At 55.3% G+C, this 14,583-nt stretch carries 12 protein-coding genes; 6 read left to right on the plus strand and 6 right to left on the minus strand.

Annotated elements, in window-relative coordinates:
• The first annotated feature begins 63 nt into the window (after positions 1–63).
• From BLW37_RS14385 to BLW37_RS14400, 4 genes are all read left to right on the plus strand, one after another.
• Positions 64–1,317 (plus strand): glycerophosphodiester phosphodiesterase family protein, encoded by a 1,254-nt coding sequence (locus BLW37_RS14385; protein ID WP_091344068.1) that lies wholly within the window; start codon positions 64–66, stop codon positions 1,315–1,317.
• A gap of 148 nt (positions 1,318–1,465) precedes the next feature.
• Positions 1,466–2,266, plus strand: coding sequence for a serine O-acetyltransferase (gene cysE, locus BLW37_RS14390; RefSeq protein ID WP_091344071.1), 801 nt, complete (start codon positions 1,466–1,468; stop codon positions 2,264–2,266).
• 171 nt (positions 2,267–2,437) lie between these two features.
• Entirely contained in the window at positions 2,438–3,226 is a 789-nt protein-coding gene (locus BLW37_RS14395) for a putative porin (protein ID WP_091344073.1), read from the plus strand.
• Positions 3,227–3,348: 122 nt separating this feature from the next.
• Positions 3,349–3,819: a Dps family protein gene (locus tag BLW37_RS14400; protein WP_091344075.1), complete on the plus strand. Its 471-nt coding sequence runs from the start codon at positions 3,349–3,351 to the stop codon at positions 3,817–3,819.
• Between the two features lie 41 nt (positions 3,820–3,860).
• On the opposite strand, the gene BLW37_RS14405 is transcribed toward BLW37_RS14400, so the two are convergent.
• The 4 genes from BLW37_RS14405 to BLW37_RS14420 are packed head-to-tail and all read right to left on the minus strand — an operon-like array spanning position 3,861 to position 9,353.
• Positions 3,861–4,946 carry an MBL fold metallo-hydrolase gene (locus BLW37_RS14405; protein WP_091344077.1) on the minus strand — a complete coding sequence of 362 codons (1,086 nt, stop codon included), beginning with the start codon at positions 4,944–4,946 and terminating at the stop codon, positions 3,861–3,863.
• A gap of 34 nt (positions 4,947–4,980) precedes the next feature.
• Positions 4,981–7,401, minus strand: a complete 2,421-nt coding sequence (locus tag BLW37_RS14410) for an ABC transporter permease (protein WP_091344079.1) — start codon at positions 7,399–7,401, stop codon at positions 4,981–4,983.
• Positions 7,394–8,095 carry an ABC transporter ATP-binding protein gene (locus BLW37_RS14415; RefSeq protein WP_091344081.1) on the minus strand — a complete coding sequence of 234 codons (702 nt, stop codon included), beginning with the start codon at positions 8,093–8,095 and terminating at the stop codon, positions 7,394–7,396. The genes BLW37_RS14410 and BLW37_RS14415 overlap by 8 nt, the downstream gene beginning before the upstream one ends.
• Before the next feature lie 10 nt (positions 8,096–8,105).
• A complete protein-coding gene (locus BLW37_RS14420; RefSeq protein WP_091344083.1) occupies positions 8,106–9,353 on the minus strand; it encodes an efflux RND transporter periplasmic adaptor subunit in 1,248 nt (415 codons plus the stop codon).
• A 262-nt stretch (positions 9,354–9,615) separates the two neighbouring features.
• On the opposite strand from BLW37_RS14420, the gene BLW37_RS14425 reads away from it, so the two are divergent.
• Positions 9,616–10,995, plus strand: a complete 1,380-nt coding sequence (locus BLW37_RS14425; RefSeq protein WP_091344085.1) for a sigma-54-dependent transcriptional regulator — start codon at positions 9,616–9,618, stop codon at positions 10,993–10,995.
• Positions 10,992–12,293 (plus strand): sensor histidine kinase, encoded by a 1,302-nt coding sequence (locus BLW37_RS14430; RefSeq protein WP_091344086.1) that lies wholly within the window; start codon positions 10,992–10,994, stop codon positions 12,291–12,293. Before BLW37_RS14425 ends, BLW37_RS14430 begins: the two co-directional genes overlap by 4 nt.
• A gap of 98 nt (positions 12,294–12,391) precedes the next feature.
• Here the strand turns inward: BLW37_RS14430 and BLW37_RS14435 are convergent, their stop codons facing one another.
• Complete coding sequence (locus BLW37_RS14435) at positions 12,392–12,910, minus strand: hypothetical protein (RefSeq protein WP_091344088.1); 519 nt, start codon at positions 12,908–12,910, stop codon at positions 12,392–12,394.
• A 209-nt stretch (positions 12,911–13,119) separates the two neighbouring features.
• Positions 13,120–14,514: a serine hydrolase domain-containing protein gene (locus tag BLW37_RS14440; RefSeq protein WP_091344090.1), complete on the minus strand. Its 1,395-nt coding sequence runs from the start codon at positions 14,512–14,514 to the stop codon at positions 13,120–13,122.
• Positions 14,515–14,583: the final 69 nt, after the last annotated feature.

The raw sequence follows: 14,583 nt of genomic DNA on the forward strand, positions 1-14,583 counted from the left end.
GCACGGTTTGTTGTCGTAAGCCATCTGGTTTTAAGTTTTGGAGTTGAAAAGAGAGTGACTAAAATGAGCAAAGCTGTGTTGTTCGCACTGGGGGTATCGCTGATCGGACTGGCTGGATGCCATCAAGCTAGTAGGCCTGTGCCAGCAGAGGCACGTGCTGGCGTGCAGGCGGTGGAGCTTGGACCCAGGCCAGCCTTTTTAGTGGCGAAATTGCCGCAAGGGCCGCTAAAAGAACAGCTAAGCGCTTGTGAAGGTCCTTTTTCGCCACACGACTTCTCCATAGGTCATCGTGGTGCACCCTTGATGTTCCCGGAGCATACCGAAGCTTCTTTTCGGGCTGCCGCCTTGATGGGAGCCGGCATTTTGGAATGCGATGTCACTTTTACCCGCGATCGCCAGCTGGTGTGCCGTCATGCCCAGTGCGATTTGCACCAGACTACCGATATTTTACTGCGCCCGGAGCTGGCAGCCCGTTGCAGCGTGCCTTTTACGCCGGCCGACCCAGTCTCGGGACAGCCTGCCAGTGCCCGCTGCTGCACCAGTGATATCGATCTGGATGAATTTTTAACCCTATGCGGCAAAATGGATGGAGTCAACCCTGCCGCCAGCACGGTACAGCAGTATCTAAAGGGCACACCGGACTGGCGCACCGATTTGTACGCGGGTGCCTGCCCGGCGGTGCTGTCGCACCAGCAAAGCATCGAACTGTTTCAGCAGCTGGGCCGCAAAATGACACCGGAACTCAAAGCCGCCGAAGTGCCGATGCCGTTTCAGGGGCACTACAGCCAGCGCAACTATGCCCAACAGCTGGTCGATGAGTACAAAGCCGCTGGGGTGCCGCCGGAGCAGGTGTTTTTGCAGTCGTTCGACTGGCAGGACATTGTCTATTGGCTGGAGGCAGAACCGGAGTACGCCAAACAAGCAGTCTGGTTGGATGGGCGCTACGAAGAGCCGACCTTTGATCCGATGCAGCCAGACAGCTGGCAACCCGCTATGGCAGAGCTCAAAGCCGCCGGCCTGACGATTATCGCCCCGCCGCTTTGGGTGCTGGTGACCAGTGACGATGGGCAGATCCGGCCATCGGCCTACGCCAAAGCAGCGCGAGCTGCGGGGCTGGAGATCATCAGCTGGACGCTGGAGCGCTCCGGCCGGTTGGATGAAGGCGGCGGCTGGTACTATCAGAGCATTGCTGATCTCACCACCGATGACAGCGTCGCCTTGCAACTGCTGCATGTGTTGGCGCAGGAGGTCGGTGTCATTGGCGTGTTTTCCGACTGGCCAGCCACCACCACCTTGTATGCCAATTGCATGTTGTAGGGCTGAGCATAAAAGGGTGAAATGGATGTCTGGATGTCTTTTTTATAGCTGATCCATTGCCAGTTTGGCCCGGATCCGTTATCGTATCCATCTCTTAAAGCGCCGCCAGATAGGTCTGGTAGCGGATGCAACACGGTGAGGCAAGTGCATGCGGCATGAGATCTGGCAACAGTTAAAACAGGAAGCCTTCGAGCTGGTGACTAAAGAGCCTTTGCTCGCCAGTCATGTTTATTCCAGTGTGCTGAACCACGATTGCCTGGGATCGGCGCTCAGCTTTATTGTCGCCAACAAGCTATCCGATGCGGTGGTCTCTGCCTTTACCATTCGTGAGCTGTTTGATCAGGCTTTTGTCAATTGCGACGAGATGCTGACCCATGTCGCCCATGACATCAAAGCTGTGCTGGATCGCGATCCGGCAGCCGATACCTACCTCAATGTATTGCTGCACTTAAAAGGCTTCCACGCCATTCAAACCCACCGGCTGGCGCATTGTTTGTGGCGGCAAAACCGCAAAGAGCTGGCGCGCTTTCTGCAAAGTCGCTGCTCGGAAGTGTTCGGCGTCGACATCCACCCTGCCTGTCGCATCGGCCATGGCCTGATGTTTGACCATGCCACCGGTATAGTGGTGGGTGAGACGGCCGAAATTGGCAACAATGTGTCGATTTTACAGGGTGTGACTTTAGGTGGTACCGGCAATCAGCAAGGCGATCGCCACCCGAAAATTCGCTCCGGCGTGATGATAGGGGCGGGTGCCAAGATCCTGGGTAATATCGAAATTGGCGAAGATGCCCGCATTGGTGCCGGCTCAGTGGTACTGAATTCTGTACCAGCTCATTGCACAGCCGTTGGGGTTCCCGCTAAGATCACCGGCAGCAGCTGCGAATGCCCTGCTGAGTCGATGGATCAAAATTTTTTGCAAAGTACTGCAATTTCGGACCAAAACGGATAGATCATTACTGACGAAGTCATCGTTTGGTAAGAACTTCTATTGAACAAGGTTAACTGAGCGTGAGGGCTAGCCCATGGTACTGCCCTCATCGGTTCATCATTCGTTCAGCTATGTTTGTATAACCTCCTGAGTCAATAATTAATTTACTCTTAATTTACTCATGGATGTTGTATGAAGACATTGGTAGCCAGCTTTTCTTTTTTTTGTTGCGCAGCTGTATTAGCAGCACCTTTTTCATCTGAGGTAAGCCTCGACCGTTTCGATACCAATTACGACAGCTTTACCAGTCATACTCTTGGCTACCGTTATTTTATTCCGGGTCAGCAACGATCGCAGCCCTTGCCGTATGGAGCGTACACCACCTTTGCTGGTCGCAGCTCAGTATCCGCGCAGTACCTGATAGCGGATTTCTCCTGGCGGCTTTATGGTTTGGATCACTCCGAGCGCTTGAAAGCCTGGCAAGTCGGCGGGGTTTATCAATCCAGTGAGCACAGTCTTTATGCCTCGTTGCAGCACAGCCAGATGAGCTCCTGGTCGGGCAACCGCACCCAGGGCAAGTTGGGATATTTTCTGCAGGATAACTGGCTGGTGACGGTCGATGTCGAGCACGAAAAGTTTTCTGGGGGCAAAAACCACTGGCACACCGGCATCAGCACTGAGAAGCTTTGGGCTTTGCAACATGGTCATTTTATCGGTTTTGATTTTGGCTACCTAAGAGCCAGAGGACCGCGCCGGGATGGCTGGGATCTGGGTGTAGACTATTACATAGGGCAGCCCTTGTCATTTGGCGTCTTTGCTACTCGCGACCGGCAGAGCCATTATTTGGTCAGTACCAATCGGCTGGGCGTCCGCTCGCAATGGTTTATCACGCCAAACGTTCAGCTGCGCGGCAGTCTGTCACTGGAAGATAAGTCGGACTCGGAGTATACCTGGGACCTTGGTGTCAGCTGGCGCTTTTAATGGCCTTTTAGCCGCAGCTATGACTTGGGTCATAGCCTAAGGCGTGTTGAAGTGCTAGGCTAACTGATAGTTAATGCCGCCTTCATGGCGGCATGCAAAACACACAACCTGAGGAGCTAATGATGACACAAATGGACATCGGTATTACCAAAGCAAATCGTGAGACCATTGCAGAAAGTCTGAAACACTTGCTGGCGGATACTTACACCCTCTACCTGCAAACCCATAATTTCCACTGGAATGTCACAGGCCCTCAGTTTCGCGAGCTGCATCTGATGTTTGAAGAGCACTACACCGAACTGGCGGTGGCGGTGGATGATATCGCCGAGCGTATTCGTACTTTGGATGTGGCGGCGCCTGGTACTTACAAAGAGTTCGTTCGCTTGAGCAACATCAAGGAAGTGGATGGGGTGCCGGCGGCAAAAGACATGGTCGACTTGCTGACACAAGGCCATGAGACCATCGTACGAACCTGCCGTGAGGTGCTGAAACATGCCCAGGCCGGTGATGACGAGTCCACCGCGGCACTGGCTTCCGACCGGATGCGGGTGCATGAAAAAACCGCCTGGATGCTGCGGGTACTGAATAAGTAAGTTTGCTTAGTGATAGCCCGGCTTTTTTTGCCGGGCTTTTCTTAAAGGACCACTTCCTCACCTTCATTTAAAATATAAAGCGGTACCTGGCTTTGCATCTGTTGCTGCATATGCAGCAAGCGCAGCAGTGGTGAGTGCGAGCTGATATCGCCCATCTGCCAGCTGGCATTGCCGTAACCCCAGGGGATCATCACCTTGCAGCCCAGCTCTTCGGCGGCCACCAGCGCATCTTCCGGCGTGGTATGCACATAGCGGTACCATTCCCCTTCATCCTCATGGTGGTAAGACGCAATGGGCAGCAGGCAGATATCTATCGCACCATAGCGCTGCTGAATAGCACGGAAGTGAGGTGAATAGCCGGTATCGCCGGCAAAGAACAAGGTTTTCCCGCTATGCTCGATGACCCAGCCGCCCCATTTGGCGCGATTGTGATCATTGAACAATTTGCGGCTGTTAAAATGGTGCGCCGGGACTAAGTGCACCGTTAGTTCTCCAAGTTCACTGCTGCTGTACCAGGCTTTTTCCAACACCTGATAACCGCCTTTCGGCATGTAATCGGCCATCCCCAGTGGTACATAGTAAAGCGCTGCGGTGCCGATTTGGCGGATGGTGGCATGGCTGAAATGATCGTAATGCAGGTGCGAGTAAAGCACCGCATCGCTGGCAGCCAGTTGTTCCCGAGCCAAGCCCGCCGGCATGGGGCGGCGCAGTCCAATCAGATGCGCTGCCCAGCTAACCGGCCGGTCAAACTGGCCCATCACAGGGTCAAACAGCAGTTGCTGACCATCCGGGGTTTTCACTAAGAAGCTGGCATGGCCTACCCAATGCACCAGAAAGCCGCTGCCAAGCTCGGGCGCGCTTTGCTCACCCGTAAACTGGCAATCCTGGCCATGGCTTTGGCAGGCTACCTTGGGGTGAGCGGGGTAACAGTCTTCTTCACAAGTGATCGGATAGTCCTGCTGACCACGATACAGATTGCGGTACATGCCCTGGTGCTTGCCATCCGGGATCTGCTCGATCACTGCTTGTTCGCTGATCAGCTGCTGCACGCTATTGGGGGTACTGCAGGCATTGAGAAGCAGGGTGCTGCCAAGCAGCAAGCCCAGTGCGCCAATCGTTAGTTTCATCCATCGTCCCTTGAAGTTCATGCTGATGTTCCGCTTAGTACTGTCTTAGTACCATGGCGGGCTTACGCCCTGCAACCTGCCAGGCCAAAGCCGCCACCGTGCACCAACAGATGGCGAAGGTAATGCCTGCTGCCAGCACGTAAAGCCAGGGGCTTTGCTCTACCCGCACACTAAAACCGGCCAGCCAGGCATCGAGCGCCAGATAGGTACCGGGGATGGCCAGCATAGCACTGATCGCCATTAGCTTCAGGTATTCATTGGCCAGCAGATTCACCAGGCTGAAGGGGCTGGCACCCAGCACTTTGCGCATGGCCACTTCACGCGAGCGCTGCTCAGCGCTAAAGGCCGCCAGGCCAAACAAGCCAACGCAGGTCAGTGCTATGGCCAAAGTGGCGAAGATAGCGATGACGGTGCCCTGGCGCTGCTGGTTTTGGTACAGGGCGCTGTAATCATCTTGCAGCCAGCTTAAGCGGATATCCTGGCGCTGCAAGCGCTCAGTCAGCAGCTGCTCAATCTGCAGCCGGCTTTGCATGGCCTGCCGCGGGTCCAGTTGCAGCAGAATATGGCCGATGTTCATCGGCGAGCGACCACAAATCAACAACAAGGGTTCGGGCTGGCGGGTGGCCGCACCCACCTGGACATCGGCAACAACACCGACGACTGTCACGGTGAGTGGCAGATAATCCTGCAGTAGCCACTGCTGGCCAATGGCATCGGCAGGGGTGTCAAAGCCAGCCCGGCGGGCCAGTGTCTCGGTAATGATAGCGGCGGCGGTGGCCTGGCCGTCGTGTTGCTGGTACCAATCGCTTTGGTAGTCGCTGCTAAAATCCCGACCAGCCAGCAAAGTAAAGCCGGCGGTTTGCACGATAGCAAAACCGGTACCTAGCTGGGGAATAGGTGGCAGACTGGTATCCTCGGTTTGGCCCGGTAACTGGATCGACATGGCTTGCGAAATGGTGTCGGTCAGCTGCATATCCAGCATGCTGGCATTCTGCACGCCTTCAATGCGTTGCAGGCTGCTCAGCAGGCCTTGTTGCTCGGCCCAAAACAGCTGCTCGTTGGCAATATTGTGCACCAGCAGGCGGGCGTCGCGTTGATAGCCGGTGTCTTGTTGCTGCAGCAGCTGCAGTTGTTGCTGCAACACGGCGGTAGCCACCAGCAAGCCAATGGCGATAGCGCCTTGCAGCACCAGCAGCCCTTTGCGCAGCCAAATGGCGGTGCTGCCACGCTGAAAATCGCCGCTCAGCACTTTTTTAGCATCAAAGGCCGAGATAAAAAGCGCCGGGTACACGCCGGCCAGCAATCCTGTGGTCAGCACGGTCGCGAGGGTCAGGCCACCAAAAGCGCCCAGATAGCTCAGCGCCAGCGGGCGATTGACCAGGCCACTGAACCAGGGCAGCAGCAGCTCGACCAGGACCAGAGCCAGCAAGCCAGCAGCGGCGGCAATCAGCAGAGACTCCAGCATAAACTGGGCAAACAGCTGCCAGCGACTGGCGCCCAGGGTTTTCCGTACCCCGACCTCTTTGGCGCGCTGACCGGCACGGGCGGTGCTCATATTGATGAAGTTAATGCCGGCCACCAGCAGCAATAAGGCCGCCAGCAGCAGGCCAATGCCCACGGTGCTGGCCGAGCCATTCACTTTCATCTCAAAGCTCAAGTTCGAGTGCAGGTGAATAGAGGTTAACGGCTGCAGCTGCAGCGCCATCATGGACTGGCCCTGATAGGCCTGGGCATTTACCTGTTCAGTAAAATGCGCCAAAAAGGCCTCGAGATCCAGCCCGCCGGGCAGCTTGACGTAACTGTACACAGTGTTCATCGGCAGAGGATGCGCATTGACTTCATCGCTTAGACGGCGTAGCGAGTTTAGCTGCAGATGACTTTGTGCCGGCAACCGGTAAACGGCGGTCACCTGATGGTTGCTGCCATCAAGTTGCAGCTGCTTGCCCAGCACCTCGCTGTGGCCAAACAGGCGAATGGCCTCGTGCTCAGCCAGTGCCAGTCGATTGGGTTGGCGAAGTGCAGCCTGCAGATCGCCGCTTAGCACCTCAAACTGAAAGAAGTCGGTCAGATTGGCATCTGCCTGGAAGGCGTGTGTCATGGCGATTTGCAGCGGCGAACCTTCCAGTTGGATCAGCACATCTTCGGCAAAGCCTGCCAGCCGGGTGACCTCAATGCGGGCATCGAAATCCTGCAGTAAAGCTTTCATGGCCGGGCTGGTCACCGGGAAACGTTGCTCCAACGGAATAAAGGTTTGCTCCAGTCGGAAGGTGCTGCTGGCATCGGGGTGCATCCGGTCAAAGCCTTGTTCGTGTTGCACAAAAAGCAAAATCAGCAAGGCTGCGGCCAGGCCAATGGCCAGACCGCCCAGGTTCAGTGCCAAGTGGGTTTTATGCCGCAGCACGGCCCGAACGCCGGTGGTCAGGTAATTGCCTAGCATGGAAAGGGCGTTACGCATACTTCACCTCCGCTGCCGGGGCCAGTGCCCGCTCGCTGACAATCTGGCCATCCAGCATTTGCACCATACGGCTGGCGTAACGGGCTTCGTGCTCCGAGTGGGTCACCATCACGATGGTGGTGCCATCCTGATTCAGCTGGCGTAGCATCTGCATCACTTCTTCGCTGTTTTTTGAGTCCAGATTGCCGGTTGGCTCATCGGCCAGGATCAGCGCCGGATTGATCACCAGGGCCCGGGCCACCGCCACCCGCTGTTGCTGGCCCCCTGACAGCTGCAAGGGCAGATGATCGGCACGGTGATCCAGCTGCATCCGCTTTAAAATGGCTTCGACCCGTTGTTTGCGCTCGCTCGAAGCGACGCCCTGGTACTGCAGCGGCAGCTCGACGTTTTGAAAAACTGTTAGCTCATCAATCAGGTTAAAGCTCTGAAAGACAAAGCCGAGCTGACTTTTGCGCAGTTCCGCCAGCTGTTTTTCGCGGTAACGGGCAATGTCCTGGCCTTTAAAGTTGTAAACGCCGTCGCTTGGGCTGTCCAGCATGCCCAGAATGCTTAGCAAGGTAGACTTGCCACAACCGGACGGCCCCATAATAGCGACGAACTCGCCGGCTTCAATGGTCAGGTTGATGGTGTTCAGGGCTGTGGTTTCGAGCTCTGCGGTGCGAAATACCCGTTGGATCTGTTGTAACTGAATCATGGGATGGTCCTTAGCGTTGTAATTGAATGATATCGGCTTGTTGAAATTCGCGATAGCCGGAAGTAATAACCATGTCGCCTTCACGCAGCCCCTGGCGTACTTCCACCAGCTGGGCACTTTGCCGGCCCAGTTGCACGGCTTGTTTGCGAGCGGTGGCCGTGGTCGGGTCCAGCACATAAACAAAGTGACCACCGCCATCGCTTAGAAAAGGGCCCCGGGCAAGGGTCAGCACCGGGGTTTGCTGATCGTCCAGCTGCAGCGTCAGGTTGACCGACTGACCACGCTTGGCCTGCAGCTGCTCGGGCAGGACAAACTCCAGCTGGAACTGGTTGTTCACCACCCGGCTGTCGATGCGGCTTACCTGAAGCTCCAGTGGTTGCTGCTGCAAGGTAACCCGGGCAGTCATGCCCAGCTGAATGCGGCCCAGGTAAAACTCATCAACACTGGCCACCAGCTTGTACTGATCGGGTTGGTCGATTTGGCCTAGCCGGCTGCTCGGTGAGCGGGATTCACCCACTTCGACATTAAACTCGCTCAGGTAGCCACTGATCGGTGCCCGGACCAGCAGGTTTTGTACATTTTGCCGGGCAAAATCCAGGTTTCGGCTCAGCATCTCGACGCTTTCCGACAGCTGCTGCAACTGCAGCTGGCGAATGGCTTCTTCCTGCTGCTGGCGCTCGTGCGTCAGCAGCAAGCGGTTTTGTTGATAGTGCAGCTCTTCAGTCAGGTTGTTCAGGTGCTCCTGTGCCAGCACGCCCGTTGCCACCAACGGCTCACTTTGCTGCAAATGCCGTGTTAAGGTGGCAATACGAAACTCAATATCCAGCACATCGCGCTGCAGGTTGAGGCGGTTGGTTTCAATGGTCATCTGGGTGTTGCGCAGAAAATTCATCTGCTCGGTGACCTGCGCTTCGCGGCTGATTAAATCAAGCTGCAGCTGAGTGTTGGTCAGTTGCACCAGCGGCTGGCCTTGTTCGACATAGCTGCCTTGCTCGACCAGGCGCTGCTCGACCCTGCCGCCTTCAATCACATCCAGAAAGACGCTGTGCTGTGGCATCACCGTTGCGCGCAGCGCAATGCTTTCCTGCAGTGGCTGCGGTTTCACCACAGCGGTACTGACGGAACTCATTGGTAAGTGCAGCTGCACCGAGGCATTGGCCTGGCCCTTGCTAAACCACCATAAGCCAGCGGTAATCACCACAGCGGCAGCCAGCAACCAGTGAGGGCGTTTCGAGCGGCGGCTAATTTTTTTATCCATGGTCACACTCCGTTCAATAGCATTGGCTGGATAAATACAAAGGCCATGCCAAATTAAATACTTAATAAAAACAAATACTTAATATTTACTGTCACGGAAAAGTGTCCGCTGGTGGTACAGCCGACTGTCCGAAAATGAACACTTTCGTGTTGCGGGGTTGTGCTGTGACCCGGTTGGACGGTATCCGCCTCTTGCATGGGCCAGCCGTTTTGTTTAGGGTGACGCTTACGTTTTGCTAACACCCTGATGCGACTCAAAGACGATGAACAATGCAGCCACAGTGCTCGTGCTGGACGACAATACCGACTTACTGACGGCGGCCAGGCTTTGCCTGAAACCTTATTTTGCCAAGGTGCTGACACTGAGCGATCCCAGCCAACTGCAATCCTGCCTGCAGCAGCAGCCGGTGCAGTTGCTGCTGCTGGATATGAACTTTCAGCGTGATGTCAGCAGTGGCGAAGAGGGCATCTACTACCTGCAGCAGGCACTCAAATGCCAGCCTGATCTGAAGGTGGTGATGATGACCGCTTACGCCGAACTGCCACTGGCGGTGCGGGCCATGCAGCTGGGCGCCTGCGATTTCATTGCCAAGCCCTGGAGCAACGAGCAGTTGCTGCGTACCTTGCAAAAGCACAGCAGCGAGCAAACAACCAGAGACAAGAACGGTGCAGTCCCGGCGGAAGCGATTTCGGCACAGCCCGCTGCGCCGATGCTGGGTCAAAGTGCTGCCATGCAACAGGTGCAGCGCCTGATTGAAAAAGCCGCTGCCACCGAGGCCAATATTTTGCTGCTCGGGGAAAGTGGGACCGGCAAGGCACTGGCGGCTGAAGCCATCCACCAGGCATCACCCCGCCGGCAGGGCCCTCTGGTGACGGTGGATCTGGGCGCTGTACACAGTAATTTGTTTGAAAGCGAGCTGTTTGGCCATAAAAAAGGCGCTTTTACCGATGCCAAAAGCGATTACAGCGGCCGTTTGCGCCAGGCCAGCGGCGGCACTTTGCTGTTGGATGAACTGGGCAATGTGCCGCTGTCGCTGCAGGCCAAATTGCTGACCGCGCTGCAAAGCCGGGTGGTGGTGCCGGTCGGCAGCAGTCAGAGCCAGCCGTTTGATGCCAGGCTGATCGCGGCGACCAACGAGGATTTGCTGGCAAAAGTGGGGCGGGGCGAGTTTCGGCAGGATTTGTTGTACCGCATCAATACGGTGGAAATTTGTTTGCCACCACTGCGCGAGCGCGAGGGAGATATCCCGCTGTTGCTGGACTGGTACCTGAAGTTTTACAGCGACAAGTACCAGCAAAGCGGCTTGCGCATTCGGCCAAGCGATCAGCGCCAGCTGTGCCGTTACCGCTGGCCTGGCAATGTGCGTCAATTGGCGCATGCTGTTGAGCGGGCTGTGGTGCTGGCCGAGCAGAGCGAGCTGGATTTTAGTCAATTGGAAAGCTCCGCCGGCTCAGCGCCTGCCGCTGCTGCTCAGAGCCCGGAGGGCGGTGATTTTGTACTGGGCGCTACGCTCGATTACGTTGAGCAAAAAACCATTGCCCAGGCGCTGCAGTATTATCAGGGCAACATCAGCCAGGCGGCGAAGGCGCTGGGTCTGACCCGGGCGGCCTTGTACCGGCGCATGGAAAAGTACCGGCTATGACGCGCCTGTTGTTGCCGCTTAGTTTGCTGCTGGGCAGCGCCTTGCTGCTTGGCTGGTTGGGGCTGGCGCTCAATGCAGTCACCTTACTGTTGCTGTTATTGTTGGGGCTGGCTTGCTGGTTGTTGCTGCAACACAGCCGGCACCTGCAGCGGCAAACCACGTTATTGTTAAAGGCGCTCAGCAATCAGGATGTCAGTTTCCGCTTGCCGCAGCAGCCCGAATTGCAGGCGTTGTGGCAGCAGGTGCAGCAGCAATTGATGCAGAGCCGGCAGCAGGCCGAGGCCAGAGCGCAGTACCTCAATGCCTTGCTGACCCAGCTGGAAGTGGCGGTGCTGGAGTTTGATCAGCACAATGTGTTGCAGCAGGCCAACCCGGCTGCCGAACGCTTGCTGGGCAGCCCGCGGCTGGAGCAGGCCCGGCAGGGGCTTTGTGAAGACAGCCCAGGCTCGTTGCCGCTGCTGTGGCAAAAGCTGCAGCAACCAGAAGCGCTGCAACAAGGCGAGTTGCTGTGGCAGAGCGAAGGGGGCCAGGACCGGTTAGCCTTTAGTTTGGTGCAAAGCCAGCTGCTGGGCCAACCGCGTAAACTGTTGACCTTGCAAAGCATTCAGCAGCAATTGCTGGCGCAGGAAGTGCGGGCCTACCAGCAGCTGACCCGTATTTTGACCCATGAAATCGCCAACTCGATCAATCCGATGGTGTCGCTGGCGCAAAGCAGCCTGGCGATGTTGCCAGAGCCAGATAACGTGCTGGATGCCGAGCGCCATGCCGACTTGCAACTGGCCAGCAGCACCATTGCCCGGCGTGGTGAGCACTTAAGCCAGTTTATTGCTGCCTTTAAAACGTTAAGCACCCCTGTGCAGGCTGAACTTGCTGCCGTGAGCCTTGCCGACAGCCTTGTTCGGGTGCAGCGTTTGCTGCAGCAGGAGCTTGCCGGCATAGAGCTGTGTACTTTGCTGCCGGCTGAGCTGCCGTCACTTTGGCTGGACCCGGCGCTGCTGGAGCAGGTGCTGATTAACCTGTTAAAAAACGCCGCCGAAGCGCTGCAGGAAACGCCAAAACCACGGATTGAATGCCGGGCGCATTACCAGCACCCACACTGGTTGCTGGATATCACCGATAATGGCCCTGGCATTACGGCTTCCGCCGCCGAGCAGTTGTTTGTGCCCTTTTTTACCACCAAGGCCAGCGGCTCTGGCATCGGCCTGAGCCTGGCCCGGGCCCTGATGCAGGCGCAGGGCGGCGAGTTGCGCTACCTGCCCAAACCAGAAGGCGCCTGCTTTCGGTTGCGGTTGAGTTAATGCTGGGACAAAAGAACAGCTGCATTGCTGCGTAACTTAATCGAATCTGGCAAGCGACCTGTGCCAGCAGCGCCAGCTATTGCCATCGTTAAAGAACACTATCCAGCCTTCACCTCCAAGTGGTTGATAAAGGTATTGATCATTCGCTTTGTGCCCCATGTACCAAGCGTTGCAACAATGAAAATCGGTGCAAATAACTGCACAACGAGCATAGGCACCAATTGAGTGAAGAAGCAGAGCAAGAATACAAAAACCCAAAAAAAGCTGATGTTTCTATTGATCCTGATAAATGCAGGATCGTTCCAATCATCTGCTGGGTATTCGAGACGTGAGAAATAGTATGTAAAACTGCCTCTCCATAAAATTGGTGGTACAAGAGCCATTAGCAACAGGCCAAAATATAAAATCAGTTGAGGCCTCTCCAGAAGAAGGGTGACAGCTTGCGACATGCTTTCAGGACTTTTGAACTGGCTGATGTCTACAGCAAATAGAATAAGCATGTTCACCAACAATACGAACAGCATGGTTGGGACGAAATAGTTTTCGTCTTTTACTGCTTTCTGAGCAATAAGTAACAATAATGATAAACCGAAGAATATCGAAACCAACCAGCGCATACGTTCCGGATACTCTGGGAATGAAGACGAGATGACGGAAGTGTATAACGTAAATAGAATGAATGGTGCAGTTACGAACAGCCATCTTCGCTTATTCATTTATCAAACTCAACTTTGCAGTATGCCCATGTTTTTCTGATCTTTGGGGTCAGATCCCGAAGCTTGAAAGCTTGTAATGTCCGCACAAAAAATAGAACTACAGGTTGCAATCAGCGTCTGGAGACTTGCTTTGGTAGTCTGCGACCAAACAGATTTACGGCCTGTACTTGGCCAGCAAGACTACGATCAAAATAACCGGTAATCCCCTTTATTGGATTGCTGGCAAACACATACCGATCGGGATACCCTTCAACAGGCCATGCCTCCAGCACTGCTGGCTCTGCCCTGATGACGGGTTCCTCTCCAGTCATAAGTTGCAGCAACTCGGGATCGTTGTAAAGTGTAAACAACAGCTTTCCTTTATCACCGGCATTTATCTGGCAATGCATCCCAAGAGCACGATATTCCCCCTCATACGCGGCTAACTCGAGAGTATTTACAGAAGCCGGTCTAGCTTCTGTCTCTGCGAGCCCGGTACAGGCCGAGAGTACCCGCGTCCGTGCTGCTTCACAAAGTGCGAGCCCACCAGGGCTCGAATTGGTGAGGAGCGCGAGCGCCCAGTTGTGTTCAGGAAGCAGCGACAAGTTGGCTTCCTGTCCATTGGTACTTCCACCATGGCTAACCAAGTAGCTGCCACCAACCTTGCTCAAGAACCAGCCGATACCGAAAGCATCACCGAATCCGCAGCCGGGCATATGCACAGTGGGTTTACGCATCGCTGCTAATCTAGAGCCAGTTAGCTGTGGTAATTCATACCCATCAGAAAGATCACCCAAGTGGAATCGTGCCCAACTGAGTAGGTCGGTGATGCTGGTGACAATACCACCGGCTGGTGCGCCGTTTCGTGGTAAGGCCCAAGGTCTGGCAACCTGCAAGATGCCATCAACAGCAGGCTTGTGGCCAACCACAAACCGGCGCGTCATCACTTGATCGCGGAAAAAGAAAGACTCACGCAAGCCAAGGGGTTCAAGCAAAAGCTTACTAACTGCAACCTCATAGCTAACCCCGGTCACCACCTCGATAACTCGGCCGGCGAGGCAGAAAGCCGCGTTGTTATAAGAGAAAGCCGCACCCGGAGGCATCCATTGCTCCAGCTCCTTCATGCGTTCAACGAACCGCATCAGCGCTTCATCCCCATCCCCGGTATCGGGGAAAAAATCGCCTTCCCAGCCAGCAGTATGATTGAGTAACTGCCGCAAGGTAACCTGATCTCTTGCCGCCTTATCCTTGAGTTCCAGATCCGGCAAGTAATCGCGAACCGGCGCATCCAGCTCAACCCGTCCCTGGGTTGCTAGCAGCATCAGCAAGGTAGCCGTAAAGTTCTTACCTATGGAGCCAGCCTGAAATAGCGTATGCTCATTTATAGGTAGGGGGTTATCGATACTGGTTATGCCATAACATGCATAGGTAGCTGTGCCTTTATGCCATAAGCCTACAGCAACGCCTGGGACTTCGAGTTCATCGGCAAGTTCAGAGATTAAACTGAGCAATTCTTGGCTCTTCATATATCATTCCAACCTTCTTCAACCTTCAACCTTCAACCTTCAACCTTCAACCTTCAACCTTCGGGGTCA

The organism is Alkalimonas amylolytica (genome assembly GCF_900107845.1).
In the GTDB taxonomy this organism is placed as follows: Bacteria; Pseudomonadota; Gammaproteobacteria; order Enterobacterales; family Alteromonadaceae; genus Alkalimonas; species Alkalimonas amylolytica.